The organism is Synechococcus sp. R6-5 (assembly GCF_047461775.1).
Lineage (GTDB): Bacteria > Cyanobacteriota > Cyanobacteriia > Thermostichales > Thermostichaceae > Thermostichus.
In genome coordinates this window covers 1-12,098 of the sequence record NZ_JANSHV010000225.1, presented here as the reverse complement: position 1 = coordinate 12,098, position 12,098 = coordinate 1, and the positions used below count along the sequence as shown (strand labels likewise).

Below are 12,098 nucleotides of genomic sequence, written 5' to 3'. Positions count from 1 at the left end.
GACGGGAAGGGTGGCCCGCGCTCTGTCCATAGGATGAGCGCCGGGAGGATGTCACTCTTGCCGACTTTGGTGTTCGCGCCAGAACTGCTCCGCAAAAGCCACCGTCGGGTGGAGAGGGGCACGGGGTTTGCTGCGCAGGGGCATGTTGGCTTCTTCAGGGGTGCGGTTGCCCTTGCGTTGATTGCAGCGTTCGCAAGCCGTCACCACATTGTCCCAACTGTGGGATCCCCCTTTGGAGAGGGGCACGACATGATCCAAGGTCAAATTGTGGGTGCTGCCACAATACTGGCAGGTGTGGTGATCCCGCCGCAAAACCTCCCGCCGATTCACAGGGGGCACGCGCCAAGCGCGCTCTTTGCCCTTGATGGTCAGGCGAATATGTTCGGGCACTTCAATGACCTGGCTGGGGGAGCGCACCTTCCACACCGGCACATTCATCATCGAGAGCGGTTCGGCTTTGCCTGTTAGCAGCAGCACGATTGCCCGCTTGATATTGACCCGGCTGATGGGCAAATAGTTTTGGGAAAAGACAACGATCGACTGTTCCAGAAGGTGGGTAGCGGCAGTCATGGCTCAGCTCTTCCTTTTGCCGCCATTCTCCTGAGGAATCTTGCGAATGGCAAGCTTTTCCCCACCGCCATCGACACCGGCAGAGCTCAGACATTCAAGAGTTTCTTACGATCGCCAGCCAGACAGATGGGCTAGTATCCGGGTGATGGTTGGATCCGGTACCGCCCATGACCTACCCGCTGCACGTCGCCCTGGTTTGGCACCAACACCAACCCCTCTACAAAAGTCCGGTGGCGGGTAAATATCGCATGCCTTGGGTGCGCCTACACGGGATCAAAGATTACCTGGACTTGGTCTTGCTGCTGGAGCGCTATCCCCGCTTGCACCAAACGATTAACCTGGTGCCCTCCCTGATTCTACAGATCGAAGAGTATGTGGCCGGCTCGGCTTTTGATCCTTACCTGGAACTGACCCTATCCCCTGTCGAAAAGCTCGGCCCCGATCAACTGCGCTTTGTGGTCGAGCGTTTTTTCGACAGCCACTACCCCACCATGATCGAGCCCTACCCCCGTTACCGGCAGCTCTACAACCAACGGGAATCTCAGGGGGTGAACTGGTGTCTGCAGTACTGGACTCCGCAGGACTTCGGGGATCTGCTGGCCTGGCACAACCTGTCTTGGTTTGATCCTCTCTTTCAGGAGGATCCTGAGATTGAGGGCTGGATCAAAATGGGATCCGGTTTTACCCTGGCGGATCGGCAGCGGATCTACGCCAAGCAACAACAGATCCTCGGCGCCATCTTGCCCCAGCACGCCAAACTGCAGAGCAACGGCCAACTGGAACTGACCACCAGCCCCTATACCCACCCCATCTTGCCCCTGTTGGTGAGCGAGCGCTCGGCGCGGGTGGCTCGGCCAGGGTTGCCTTTGCCTCGCTACCCCTTTCACTGGGAGCAGGATGTCCACAGCCAACTGGAGCGGGCTAAGCAGATCTATCGGGAGCGCTTTGGCCGGGATCCGCGGGGCCTGTGGCCTTCCGAGCAATCCGTAAGCCCTGCCATTGTGCCGATTGTGCAAAAACAGGGCTTTGAGTGGATCATCTCCGACGAAGGGGTTTTGGGGTGGAGCCTGGGCCAGCCTTTTCATCGCGATGGGCAGGGCCACGTTCTGGAGCCGGAGAAGCTCTACCGCCCCTACCGCCTGGAAACCGAGCGGGGGGATTTGGCGATTGTCTTTCGGGATCACCGCCTTTCGGATTTGATTGGCTTCAGCTACAGCGCCATGCCCGCCGATGCTGCCGCCAAAGATCTCATTGGCCATCTGGAGAGCATCCGCAACCGCCTGCCCCAGGAGCAGCCCTGGCTGGTGACCATCGCTCTGGATGGGGAAAACTGCTGGGAGTACTACCCCCAAGATGGCCGGCCCTTCTTGGAAAACCTCTATACCCGCCTCAGCCAGCACCCGGCGCTGCGCTTGGTGACTGTCTCCGAGTTTCTGGATCAGTTTCCTCCCACTGAGTTTTTGCCGGCAGAGCAGCTGCACAGTGGCTCCTGGATCGAGGCGGACTTCACCACCTGGATTGGGGATCCGGTGAAAAACCGCGCTTGGGAGCTCTTGGCTCAGGCCCGCCAGGTGATTCAGGATCATCCCCGCGCCAATCCCCAAGCCTGGGAAGCCCTCTGGGCCGCCGAGGGATCCGATTGGTTCTGGTGGTTTGGGGCAGGCCACTCCTCCGCCCATGATGCCGTTTTCGACCAGTTGTTTCGGGAGCACCTGCAGGCGCTCTACACTGCTTTGGGAGAGGCGGTGCCGACCGTGCTGCAATTTCCCCTGGAGGATCATGACGGCCTAGGGGATCGCCTGCCGCAGGGGTTTATCCACCCGGCCATCAACGGTCGTCCGGCAGAACGGGAGTGGAGCCAAGCCGGGCGGGTGGAGATTGGAGCGGCCCGAGGCACCATGCACCGCAACAGCGCCGTTCGCCGCCTCTGGTACGGGTTTGATCACTTCAACCTCTACCTGCGGCTGGATTTTAACTCGGTGGTGCAGCGGCCCAAGCAATTGCTGGTGCTGTGGTTCTATCCCAACCGCGTCACCGTCAACAGCCCCATTCCCCTGCAGGGGTTGCCGGCAGAAGCCCCTCTCAACTACCACTACCGCCACCTGTTGCGGTTGTCACTGCCGCCTCCCGGCACCGGCCAGCATCCGGCAGAGGTGCAAGCCCAGCTCTTGCAGGCAGGGGAGTACCACACCTGGCACGCCATCGGCCATCAAGTGAAGGCGGTGGTGGATGCCTGTTTGGAGGTGGCCATCCCCTGGAGCAATTTGGGCGCCCAGCCGGGTCAGGAGCTGCAATTTGTCATCCTGGCCGCGGATGGCGAGACCTTTCAGGAAGGGATCCCGCCCAAGGCCACCATTGCCCTGCGCAGACCCTGAGAGTGATGACCAGCAGAGCTTCAAGTTATGTCGCGCGATCTCTATCCCCCCATCGAGCCCTACGATCAAGGTTTTCTGGCGGTTTCCTCCCTCCACACCCTGTACTACGAGCAGTGCGGCAACCCGGCAGGCAAGCCGGTGGTGTTTTTGCACGGGGGGCCTGGAGGCGGGATCGATCCCATCTACCGGCAGTATTTCGATCCCAGCCGCTGGCGGGTGGTGCTGTTCGATCAGCGGGGCTGCGGGAAAAGTCGCCCCTATGCCGAGCTGCGGGAGAACACCACCTGGGATCTGGTGGCAGACATCGAGAGGTTGCGTCAGCATCTGGGCATTGAGCGCTGGTTTGTGTTCGGGGGGAGCTGGGGCAGCGCTCTCGCCCTGGCCTACGGGCAAACCCACCCCCAAGCCTGCCTGGGGTTTATCTTGCGGGGCATTTTTCTCTTGCGCCCTTTTGAGCTCCGCTGGTTTTACCAGTCGGGGGCCGGCTACTTTTTCCCCGACGCTTGGGAACATTACCTGGAGCCGATCCCTCCCGAAGAGCGGGATGACCTGCTGGCAGCCTACCACCGCCGCCTAAACGACCCAGATCCCCAGGTACGGCTGAGGGCAGCTCGCGCCTGGTCCGTCTGGGAGGCCAGCACCAGCAAGTTGATCCCCAGCCCAGAGCTCATCGAGCGCTTTGGTCGAGGAGAGTTTGCCGAGGCCTTTGCCCGCATTGAGTGCCATTACTTTGTCCACGGCGGTTTTTTGGATCCCGAGGATCAGTTGCTGAGGGGAGTGGGGCGGCTGCGGCATCTGCCGGCGGTGATCGTCCAGGGGCGCTACGACGTGGTGTGCCCGCCCATCTCTGCTTGGGAGCTGCATCAGGCTTGGCCAGAAGCAGAGTTTCGGATGATCCCCGATGCTGGCCATTCCATCACCGAGCCCGGAATCCGCACCGCCCTCCTGGAAGCCACCGATCGCTTTGCCGGTTTGTGAGCCCCGCCGAGCCAACCCAGTGCTGCCAGGGATCCCAAGACCTTGAAGAATTGCTACAGGAAGGCCGGCAAAACCTTGGGATCCAGCCCAGAAGCACGGCCAAGCCTATCGACAGTTGGCGATTTTGGGTTTATCACTGAGGGAGGGGCGGTGCAAGCTGCCCACACCTGGCTGGTGCATCCACCCAAGTGCTTCGCGGATTCAAGCTCATTTCTACTTCACCGTTTCCAGGGTCGAACCATGCAGAAACCAACCCATCTGTTCAAGCTTGCCCTAGCCCTGCCCATCTCCTTCTTGCTGGCAGATGCAGTTGTGGCCTACCCCTGCGACTCGGTTGGGGGTGAAGCTTACAACCACCACGGCTCCACGGTTCAGGTCAGCAGCGACGCCAACAGCTTCGGGGTTCAGTGGTCGCCTGCCTCCTATGCTGTCGGCAACGGCTTCATTGGAGTTGCCATTGAAACGGTGAACGGCGAGCAAGCCCAGAGCGCCATCAGCCGTCGTCTGTTCGGCCCCGCACCGCAAGTTCGAGGGGTGCAGGTGGTCGGCTTGCTCCAGGATGGTCCTGCTCAACGAGCCGGTCTGGCCCAGGGCGATATTTTGATTGGAGTGGATGGGCAGCGGGTCACCTCCGTGCAACATGTGCAGCAGATCATCCAAAATACCCCGGTAGGCCAATCGGTGCCGATTACCTTCCGCCGTGGTGAGCAGGTGCTGTCAACGGTGGTTGTGGTGGGGGATGGCCGGGTGTTGCGCCCCTTGATGCTGCAGCAGCAGTGAGCCTTGTCGGGATCCCTACCCGGAGACCTCCGTAAATGCCGATGGGAGTTTCAGGATGGGCCGTCTGGGCAGTTTGTGCTCTTAACGGGCTGCTGTTTCTGGCTCTGATCGCCCTTATCCCCATCATTTTGAGCCTGCGCTCGGCTCTTGGGGTTACGGAGCGGGCCATGGCCGATTGGCGAGAAGCAGCTCAACAGGCCTTGGCTCCCACTCCCGCTGAGTTGCTGCGTCTGCGGGATCGTCTGCGCGAGAATCGCCATACCCTTGCCCGCTGGCAACGTCGTTTGCAGTTCTGGCAAGGGATCCGCAGGGTGGCCGTTTGGCTGGGGCGTAGGCTTTGAGGGATATGGATAGCAACTATCCTGTCTCCAATCCCATCCGGTTGCAGGTCATGGCCAACGCTCTGGCGGGGATTGCCGAAGAGATGGGAGCCCGCCTCATCCGCGGTTCTTATTCGGCCAACATCAAGGAGCGGCGGGATTGCTCCACAGCTCTGTTTGACTCGCAAGGGGCTTGCATTGCCCAGGCAGCTCACATCCCGGTGCATTTGGGCGCCCTTTCGCAGGCGGTGCGAGCGGTGGTGACAGCCAACCCGCGACCCGGAGATGTGTTTCTCCTCAACGATCCCTACCAGGGGGGATCCCATCTGCCGGACGTTACGGTGGTCGCGGCCATTCCCGGCTGGAGGGATCCCGACCGGATTTGCGCCTATGCTGTGAACCGTGCTCATCACGCTGATATTGGAGGGATGCGCCCTGGCTCCATGCCCGCCGACTCCACAGAACTTTGGCAAGAGGGGCTGGTGATCCCGCCGGTACGGCTGGCTGGGCTCTCTCTAGAAGGAGAGTTGTACTGGCAGGAGGATCTGCTGCGCCTAATCCTGGCCAATGTGCGCAATGCCGAGCAGCGGCGGGGGGATCTGCAGGCCCAGGTGGGGGCCAGCGCAGTGGGGATGAGCCGGTTTCGGGAGTTGCTGGCCCGCTTTGGAGAAGAGGAAGCTTGGCAGTTGATCGCAGGGGTCATCGAGTACAGCCGCCGGCGGATGCGGGCGCAAATTCAGGCTCTGCCCGATGGGATCTACACGGCTGAGGATTGGTTGGAGGGCTACGGGGATCCGCCCGCGCCCCTTGAGATTCGGGTGCAGGTGGAAGTAGAGGGCGAGAAGCTGCGGGTGGACTTCACCGGCACTGCTCCGGCCATGGCGGGAAACCTGAACGCGCCCCTGGCCGTCACCCGCTCGGCGGTGTTGTTTGCCCTGCGCTGTCTGTTGGATCCCACGGCCCCCAGCAATGTCGGCTTGGAGGATCCCATCGAGATCGTGGCGCCGCCCGGCTGCTTGGTGAATGCCCAGTTTCCGGCAGCAGTGGTGGCGGGCAATGTAGAAACCTCGCAGCGCATTGCCGATGTGGTGTTCAAAGCTCTGGCTCCCGTGGCCGGATTGCGGAGCATCGCTCAGGGGCAGGGCACCATGAACAACTGTGTGCTGGGCAACCGCCACTTCACCTACTACGAAACCCTGGGAGGTGGTCAGGGGGCCAGCCGGCAACGACCAGGTTTGGACGGAGTGCATGTGGGCATGAGCAATACCCTCAACACCCCCATCGAGGCTCTGGAGCTGGAGTATCCCCTGCGGGTACTGCGCTACGAGCTACGCCAGGATTCCGGCGGCCATGGCCAACAGCGGGGCGGCTGGGGGCTAATCCGCTCCATCCAGACTTTGCAGGATTGCACCCTCTCCCTGCTCACCGAGCGGCGCCACTATGCCCCCCAAGGAGAACAGGGAGGCGGGCCAGGCCAAGTGGGGATCAACCTCCTCAACGGGGATCCCTTGCCTGGCAAAATCAGCCGCTCCCTAAAAGCCGGCGACGTGATCACCCTCTACACGCCGGGCGGCGGGGCTTGGGGCTCAAACGAGGATGAGCAGGCTCCCGAACCCAGGTAGCGCAGGTGGTCAAGAAACAACTGCTCGCAGCGGCGAAGCACCTCATCGCGGCTGGCGAAGTGCTCCAGCCTTTGCACTTCTTGACCTTTCTCAAACAAAATTAGGGTTGGCAAAGAGCGCACCCGATAGCGGCGCGGCAGCCAAAAATTGTCGTCTACATTCACCCGCAGTACTTTGACCGCCCCTCCCCACTCGGCTACGAGACGGTCGGTAATCGGCTGAATGAAGCGACACAGGCCACACCAAGGGGCGCCGAAATCCACCAAAACCAACCCATCACTTGTCAAAAGTTCTTGATTAAAAGCATCTAAAGCAACTTGCAAGGCCATCACTCCCAAACTAAAGAAGTTCTTTGGGATCATGCTACCAGGCAACTTGGCTGGCTGCAGAAACCATTTGGGGATGGAAAGCATAAAGAATCAATACAAAGCTGAATACCCCCAGATAGGCCCAGCGAAAAAACTCTTGGGGGCGCAGTTGCTGTCGCTTCTGCAGAATGGCCAAGCCGGGGATCACGGAGGTGCGCGCCTTGAGATCGCGGAAGGCCTGCCCGTATTTCCGCTCCAGGCGGTGATCCCCGTGCCAAACCGCAAACAGGTGGTAGGCAATGAGCCCAAGCGAGGTCACCACCATAAAGCTGGAGCCAATCCACAGGGAATGGGCCACACACCAGATCACCTGGCCCACCATTTGCGGATGACGGGTGATGCGGATGATCCCGGTTTCAAACAGGTGGATCTCCGGCTTGCGAATGGCGGCGATCTCCAGCAAGTTGAAGGTGGCCGGATACAAAAAGAAAAAAGAGAGGGCAGACAAAAGAGCAACGGTGGTGCGAATGCCTGGGACGGCTTGGAGATCCCAGAGAATCACCCCGTCGTAGCGATGGTTAAAAAAATAGATCAGCAACAGTGGTGCCAAACTGAGGCTCACCAGAGCAAAGAAGATGCGGTACAGACGGGATCCCAGCCAGCTTTCCCCCCAGGGCCGCAAGTAGGCCAGTCCGCTGTGAGCACAGGCAAATCCCAAGATTAGAGCCAGCATTGTCCAATGGGATCCGTACTGGCCCAGCTTCTGCAGAAAGTCGCTGAAGGGGGTGAACAGCATCTTTTGGATGACTCCTCTGGTGTTGCTGTGGCTTATGCTTAAAAATAAGTTACATTAGGTTCCCCATGCTCAAAACTTTTTTTCGGCGTCTTGTCAGCCTGCTCCTGTCTGTAGCCCTTTTGCTGGGCTCAGCGAGCTCAGTTGCTCAGGCTGCCCGTCTCACCGGCAAGTATTACGAAGACAGCATGACCTTGATCCAAACCCTGCGCACCGTCCTTTCAGAAGGGGATCCCCTGATGAACCCGGAAGAGGCGCGAGCGGAAGCCATGCAAGCCATCCAGGAGTTTTCTGGGCGCTACCACGGCCATCGCTACGATAAGCTGCAGTCTTTTACCACTTTGCGCACGGTGTTTAACACGCTGGCCTCCCAGTACCGCACTTCCAACCGGCCTCTCAACCCCGAAAAGGTGGAGCGGGTGCTGATGCAACTGGATCGGGCGGAATTGGCCTTGCGCCGAGAAGGTTGAGCTTTTTTTAGATTGGATCTCCCCGATCCAAATCACAGGCAAATTTCCCCGCTGCGGCCAGACTGTTCCCAGTCCGCAGAAGCCAGGGTCTTCTCAGGTCTCTTTTTGAATCTGAGAGGAAGGGCGCAGTGCTTTTCTGGAAGTGGAGGAGATTTTTATCTCGATTGAGGATTGGGGAGGTCGTGATGGTCAAAAATCGTTGGGCTTTGATCCCGCTGCTGCTGATGGTTGGAGCTGTTGCTTCTCACCCAGCTTGGCTCCTGTCTCGCCCAGCCCAAGGACAGGTTGTTGGGGCTGCCGAGGAGGGATCCCCGGGCCCCTTTTTTGCAACGGATGGCCTGGCCCTGCGGGGCTATGACCCGGTGGCTTATTTCATCGACGGCAAGCCGGTCAAGGGATCCCCAGAGTATGAATGGGAGTGGGGAGGGGTGACCTGGAGGTTTGCCAGCGCCGAGAATCGGGAGCGGTTTCGCAACGACCCAGAGCGCTTTGCCCCCCAGTACGGCGGGTTTTGTGCCTGGGCCGTGGCCCACAACTACCTTTACCCGGTGGATCCCTTTGCCTGGAAAATCGTCGATGACAAGCTGTACCTGAACGCCAACCAGCGGGTACAGCGTAACTGGGAGCGCGACATCCCCGGCTTGATCAAGAGGGCAGATGCCAACTGGCCAGCTTTGAGAAGCCGATAGGCCCAAGTCCCTCTGGCCTGGGGTTCAATGGGCGAGGCGCAGGGTCACCTTGATGCCAACTCGGTAGGGGCCGCTTTCGCAGAGTTCCAGCTGGCCTCCCATTTCTCTCAGGAGCCGCTCGCTTACCCGCCAGACGGCACAGCCCTCTGTTTGAATGGGCACATGGCATCGCCCCTCAAGGTTCCACCGCAGGCACAGTCGCCCCTCTTCTTCTGCGGTGGGATAGGGGTGCAAAGCCATCGAACCGTAGCGTAGGGTGCGGATGCCCCAGCGACACACTCCCAGCAGCGCCTGCACCAAGCCGTGGGGATCCGCCCAAACGGTGAGGCTGTCGGGGAGAAGGGGCACCTCAGAGGCTGGGGCTGGTTGTAGAACCGGCCATTCGTAGCGAATGCCCTGATCCTGGGCCTGTAGGCGAGTTAGGCTGTACACATCCTGCAGGAGGGGGCGTAGTCGGGTCGGTTCCGGTCGCAGAGGTTGGATGGGCAGGTCATGGCGAGCCAGGCGGGTGTATTCCTCAAGCAGCTTGATCAGGCGCTCTACCGCCTCTTTGGCACTTTGAAGGTATTCCCGCTCCTCTTCGGGAGAGTCACATAGATCCGACAACACCAACTGCAGGGATCCCATCTGGCTGCTGAGGGGATTGCGCAGCTCGTGGCCGATGCTGACAAGCAACTCTTGTTGAAAGGCCCGCATCACCTCAGAGCGTTCAAAAGCAAACTGCCAATCCACGGCCCCTTGCCCGTCGGCAGGGGCGGCCTGCTGCAAGGGTGGGTCGGGTTTGGCTGTAGGCGAAGGCTCCCTCAAGAAGTGCTCCTGGCGAAGGACAGGGGATCCCATCCGTGCTCAGATCTCTGGGCTCGGAGCTTTAAGTTTTGGACAGTTCCGGCTCCGGCGATACCCCATCTTATGGGATCCTACCCTTTTCTATCCGACGAAGTGGGCGCTGACCACCCGTTCAACCCCGGCCAGATCTCGGTGAACTTGGATCTGCCGATAGCAGCCTCTAGCTTGCAACTGCTCCGCCACCCAAGGGGCTTGGCCTCGCATCACTTCCACCGCCCAAAAGGAGTTCGGGGCCAAGTAATCCGGTGCTGCTTGAATCAACAGCCGCAAGTGGGCTAGGCCATCTTCTCCGCCATCCAGAGCCTGTCGTGGCTCGTGCAGTCGCACCTCTGGCATGAGCGAGGCCAGCTCAGCAGAGGGAATGTAGGGAGGGTTGGAAACCAGGCCGCGCAGCTGCCCCCGCCAGGGATCCAAGGGCACAAACCAGGATCCCAGCAGCAACTTCACCCGCTCCTGCAGATGGTGGGCTGCCACATTGTCTGCTGCAATAGCCAAGGCCTCTGGGCTAGAATCCACGGCCAGAAGCCGCAACTGGGGGTGCTGATGGGCCAACGCAATGGCAATCGCCCCGCTGCCTGTACCCAGGTCGGCAAAACAGGATCCCGGCGGCAGAGGATTGGCCTGTAGCCAAAGGGAAGCCTGCTCCACCAGCAGCTCGGTCTCCGGGCGTGGGATCAGCACCGCCGGCGTCACCCGCAAGCTCAAGCCCGCCCACTCAACTTTGCCCAACAGGTACTGTAGGGGGATGCGCTCTTCCACCCTTTGCCGCCAAAGGGCCTGCACCTCCTCCAGGGGATCCCCCTCCCCAGCCGGAGCGCGACCCATCAACCGCTCCAATGGCCCCCACCCCAGCCGTTCTTTGAGCAAAATCTCCACTTCCTCGGCAGGGATCCCAGCCGCTTTTGCCGCCCTCAGGGCTTGGGCACGCCACTCTGTTAACCGCTTCACCAGAGCAGACGGGGATCCCATCAGGGGCTTAGGTTAACGCTGAGGCTGGGGACTTGCGGAAGGATTGGCCGGTCGGGCCAGCGATTGGATGTACTCCAGCGCCGAGCGAGAGGGGATAAAAGCGATCTTCTGCACATCGGCCTGTGCGTCGGGAGCCAACATGCGCTCCACCACAATGGCCAGCGAGGTCACTTCAATCTGGGTCTTTCCAACTACATCCGGGTTCTGCGCCGCCGCCCGATCCAAAGCCCTCCGCAAATCGTTGCGGTCGAAGAAGAAGGGCACCACCTCATGGCCATCCTGCTCGATGGTCAGCAGCCCCTCTCCGGAGCGGCCATAGAACAGAGGCACACCAATCGCTTCTGCAGGCACATCTTGACCGGTTTCCTTCAGCACCTGCTTGGCTGCTTCCACATCAGAAGCCCGAGGCACCACCTCAAAATACAGGTCACTATTCTTGGCGCGCTCCTCTTCCGATTTTTCGTAGGCATACCCCAGCGAGAGAGGCACCACCCGGGCTTGACTGGCTATCTCGGGGTTGCTGGCTTTCACCTGCTCCAACACTTGCTGGGCTTGGGCTTGATCCAGCCAGAAGGAAACCACTTGGATGGTGCGGCCATCTCGCTCCACATTGGCGACAACGGGGGTGCCGTTCTGAGACACAATGGCAAAAACAGGCACCAGATTTAGCCGCTCCGCCACCTCTTGCCGGCTCATGGGGCCTGCGGCTGCCTGAGCCAGTAGGGCATTCTCCTGAGCCCAAACAGGAGTCACAGCCAAACCCCCCCAAGCTGTTCCGATCAGGATCCCGGCTACGCCGCCCACCTGAGCTGCACAGCGGCAGAGGGAGCGCACAGGCGATACTACGTTACAACGCGTCATTCTCATCTCAACTCCCGGCATCGCGCCTTGTTCTGGTTGCTATGGGGTCAGCTTCCTAAGTACTAACCAACAGCCTGGGGCAAATCAAAAGCTGCCTAGATTAAACCCGCTTAACAGGGCTTAGGCTAGCGATGCGGCACACTCTTAGCCTTAGGATCCCGGTTGGCCATCGCTGACAACACCCCGGCACACCTATCTTGAAGAGCGCTCTTGGGCCACCCTAGAAGCCAAGGTTAGAACATCTGCTCGACCTCTGTCGAGGGGCAAAGCCCCTATTTTGGGTGGGGATCCCGCATCACCCAATACTATATACGGAGTCGCATACAACTGATCCACGCTAGATGCAGATCCCTCCGAGGGTTGTGTACCCAGCTCTCCCATAAAACGCTGCCTATTCCAGCCTTGTTCGGCGGTGTCCTGATGTAGCCGCGCAAACGTGGCAGCTGCTGTTAACTTTTGTTAAGATAGGGGTGCGAACTCACAGCTGTAGGGAGCATGACTCTAGTCAATAATAAGC

General features: G+C 60.1%; 13 protein-coding genes. 7 read left to right on the top strand and 6 right to left on the bottom strand.

What is annotated here, in order from left to right:
• Nucleotides 1-51 precede the first annotated feature (51 nt).
• The gene (locus tag NW818_RS11580) at nt 52-570 is read right to left on the bottom strand and encodes an HNH endonuclease (RefSeq protein WP_414350223.1); all 519 of its coding nucleotides are present in this window, start codon (nt 568-570) and stop codon (nt 52-54) included.
• A gap of 167 nt (nt 571-737) precedes the next feature.
• Between NW818_RS11580 and NW818_RS11575 the strand changes: the two genes are divergently transcribed.
• The 5 genes from NW818_RS11575 to NW818_RS11555 all read left to right on the top strand — a co-directional run bounded on the left by NW818_RS11575 (nt 738) and on the right by NW818_RS11555 (nt 6,645).
• Complete coding sequence (locus tag NW818_RS11575; protein WP_414424631.1) at nt 738-2,945, top strand: glycoside hydrolase; 2,208 nt, start codon at nt 738-740, stop codon at nt 2,943-2,945.
• A gap of 27 nt (nt 2,946-2,972) precedes the next feature.
• A complete protein-coding gene (pip, locus tag NW818_RS11570) occupies nt 2,973-3,923 on the top strand; it encodes a prolyl aminopeptidase (protein WP_414424630.1) in 951 nt (316 codons plus the stop codon).
• Between the two features lie 240 nt (nt 3,924-4,163).
• Nucleotides 4,164-4,703 (top strand): PDZ domain-containing protein, encoded by a 540-nt coding sequence (locus NW818_RS11565; protein WP_414344114.1) that lies wholly within the window; start codon nt 4,164-4,166, stop codon nt 4,701-4,703.
• A 35-nt stretch (nt 4,704-4,738) separates the two neighbouring features.
• On the top strand, nt 4,739-5,044 hold the full coding sequence (locus NW818_RS11560; protein ID WP_414357859.1) for a hypothetical protein: 306 nt from the start codon (nt 4,739-4,741) through the stop codon (nt 5,042-5,044).
• A 5-nt stretch (nt 5,045-5,049) separates the two neighbouring features.
• Nucleotides 5,050-6,645, top strand: coding sequence for a hydantoinase B/oxoprolinase family protein (locus NW818_RS11555; RefSeq protein ID WP_414424629.1), 1,596 nt, complete (start codon nt 5,050-5,052; stop codon nt 6,643-6,645).
• Here the strand turns inward: NW818_RS11555 and NW818_RS11550 are convergent.
• Together NW818_RS11550 and NW818_RS11545 are read right to left on the bottom strand one after the other, a co-directional pair.
• Nucleotides 6,582-6,974, bottom strand: coding sequence for a thioredoxin family protein (locus NW818_RS11550; RefSeq protein WP_041437173.1), 393 nt, complete (start codon nt 6,972-6,974; stop codon nt 6,582-6,584). The genes NW818_RS11555 and NW818_RS11550 overlap by 64 nt on opposite strands.
• 34 nt (nt 6,975-7,008) lie before the next feature.
• Nucleotides 7,009-7,749, bottom strand: coding sequence for an NnrU family protein (locus tag NW818_RS11545; protein ID WP_414421281.1), 741 nt, complete (start codon nt 7,747-7,749; stop codon nt 7,009-7,011).
• A gap of 65 nt (nt 7,750-7,814) precedes the next feature.
• Here NW818_RS11545 and psb27 point away from each other — a divergent pair, with 65 nt between their 5' ends.
• Both psb27 and NW818_RS11535 read left to right on the top strand, forming a co-directional pair.
• A complete protein-coding gene (psb27, locus tag NW818_RS11540) occupies nt 7,815-8,216 on the top strand; it encodes a photosystem II protein Psb27 (protein WP_414424628.1) in 402 nt (133 codons plus the stop codon).
• Between the two features lie 224 nt (nt 8,217-8,440).
• On the top strand, nt 8,441-8,905 hold the full coding sequence (locus NW818_RS11535; protein WP_414417421.1) for a YHS domain-containing (seleno)protein: 465 nt from the start codon (nt 8,441-8,443) through the stop codon (nt 8,903-8,905).
• Between the two features lie 24 nt (nt 8,906-8,929).
• On the opposite strand, the gene NW818_RS11530 is transcribed toward NW818_RS11535, so the two are convergent.
• The 3 genes from NW818_RS11530 to NW818_RS11520 all read right to left on the bottom strand — a co-directional run bounded on the left by NW818_RS11530 (nt 8,930) and on the right by NW818_RS11520 (nt 11,581).
• On the bottom strand, nt 8,930-9,745 hold the full coding sequence (locus NW818_RS11530; RefSeq protein WP_414424627.1) for a sensor histidine kinase: 816 nt from the start codon (nt 9,743-9,745) through the stop codon (nt 8,930-8,932).
• An 87-nt stretch (nt 9,746-9,832) separates the two neighbouring features.
• The gene (gene prmC, locus NW818_RS11525; RefSeq protein WP_414424626.1) at nt 9,833-10,720 is read right to left on the bottom strand and encodes a peptide chain release factor N(5)-glutamine methyltransferase; all 888 of its coding nucleotides are present in this window, start codon (nt 10,718-10,720) and stop codon (nt 9,833-9,835) included.
• A 12-nt stretch (nt 10,721-10,732) separates the two neighbouring features.
• A complete protein-coding gene (locus tag NW818_RS11520; protein ID WP_414350234.1) occupies nt 10,733-11,581 on the bottom strand; it encodes a Tic22 family protein in 849 nt (282 codons plus the stop codon).
• Nucleotides 11,582-12,098 lie beyond the last annotated feature (517 nt).

Excerpts from the sequence above, each read along its gene's own strand:
- NW818_RS11580 (WP_414350223.1), bottom strand. The coding sequence starts at position 570 with ATGACTGCCGCTACCCACCTTCTGGAACAGTCGATCGTTGTCTTTTCC.
- NW818_RS11575 (WP_414424631.1), top strand. The coding sequence starts at position 738 with ATGACCTACCCGCTGCACGTCGCCCTGGTTTGGCACCAACACCAACCC.
- pip (WP_414424630.1), top strand. The coding sequence starts at position 2,973 with ATGTCGCGCGATCTCTATCCCCCCATCGAGCCCTACGATCAAGGTTTT.
- NW818_RS11565 (WP_414344114.1), top strand. The coding sequence starts at position 4,164 with ATGCAGAAACCAACCCATCTGTTCAAGCTTGCCCTAGCCCTGCCCATC.
- NW818_RS11560 (WP_414357859.1), top strand. The coding sequence starts at position 4,739 with ATGCCGATGGGAGTTTCAGGATGGGCCGTCTGGGCAGTTTGTGCTCTT.
- NW818_RS11555 (WP_414424629.1), top strand. The coding sequence starts at position 5,050 with ATGGATAGCAACTATCCTGTCTCCAATCCCATCCGGTTGCAGGTCATG.
- NW818_RS11550 (WP_041437173.1), bottom strand. The coding sequence starts at position 6,974 with ATGGCCTTGCAAGTTGCTTTAGATGCTTTTAATCAAGAACTTTTGACA.
- NW818_RS11545 (WP_414421281.1), bottom strand. The coding sequence starts at position 7,749 with ATGCTGTTCACCCCCTTCAGCGACTTTCTGCAGAAGCTGGGCCAGTAC.
- psb27 (WP_414424628.1), top strand. The coding sequence starts at position 7,815 with ATGCTCAAAACTTTTTTTCGGCGTCTTGTCAGCCTGCTCCTGTCTGTA.
- NW818_RS11535 (WP_414417421.1), top strand. The coding sequence starts at position 8,441 with ATGGTTGGAGCTGTTGCTTCTCACCCAGCTTGGCTCCTGTCTCGCCCA.
- NW818_RS11530 (WP_414424627.1), bottom strand. The coding sequence starts at position 9,745 with ATGGGATCCCCTGTCCTTCGCCAGGAGCACTTCTTGAGGGAGCCTTCG.
- prmC (WP_414424626.1), bottom strand. The coding sequence starts at position 10,720 with ATGGGATCCCCGTCTGCTCTGGTGAAGCGGTTAACAGAGTGGCGTGCC.
- NW818_RS11520 (WP_414350234.1), bottom strand. The coding sequence starts at position 11,581 with ATGACGCGTTGTAACGTAGTATCGCCTGTGCGCTCCCTCTGCCGCTGT.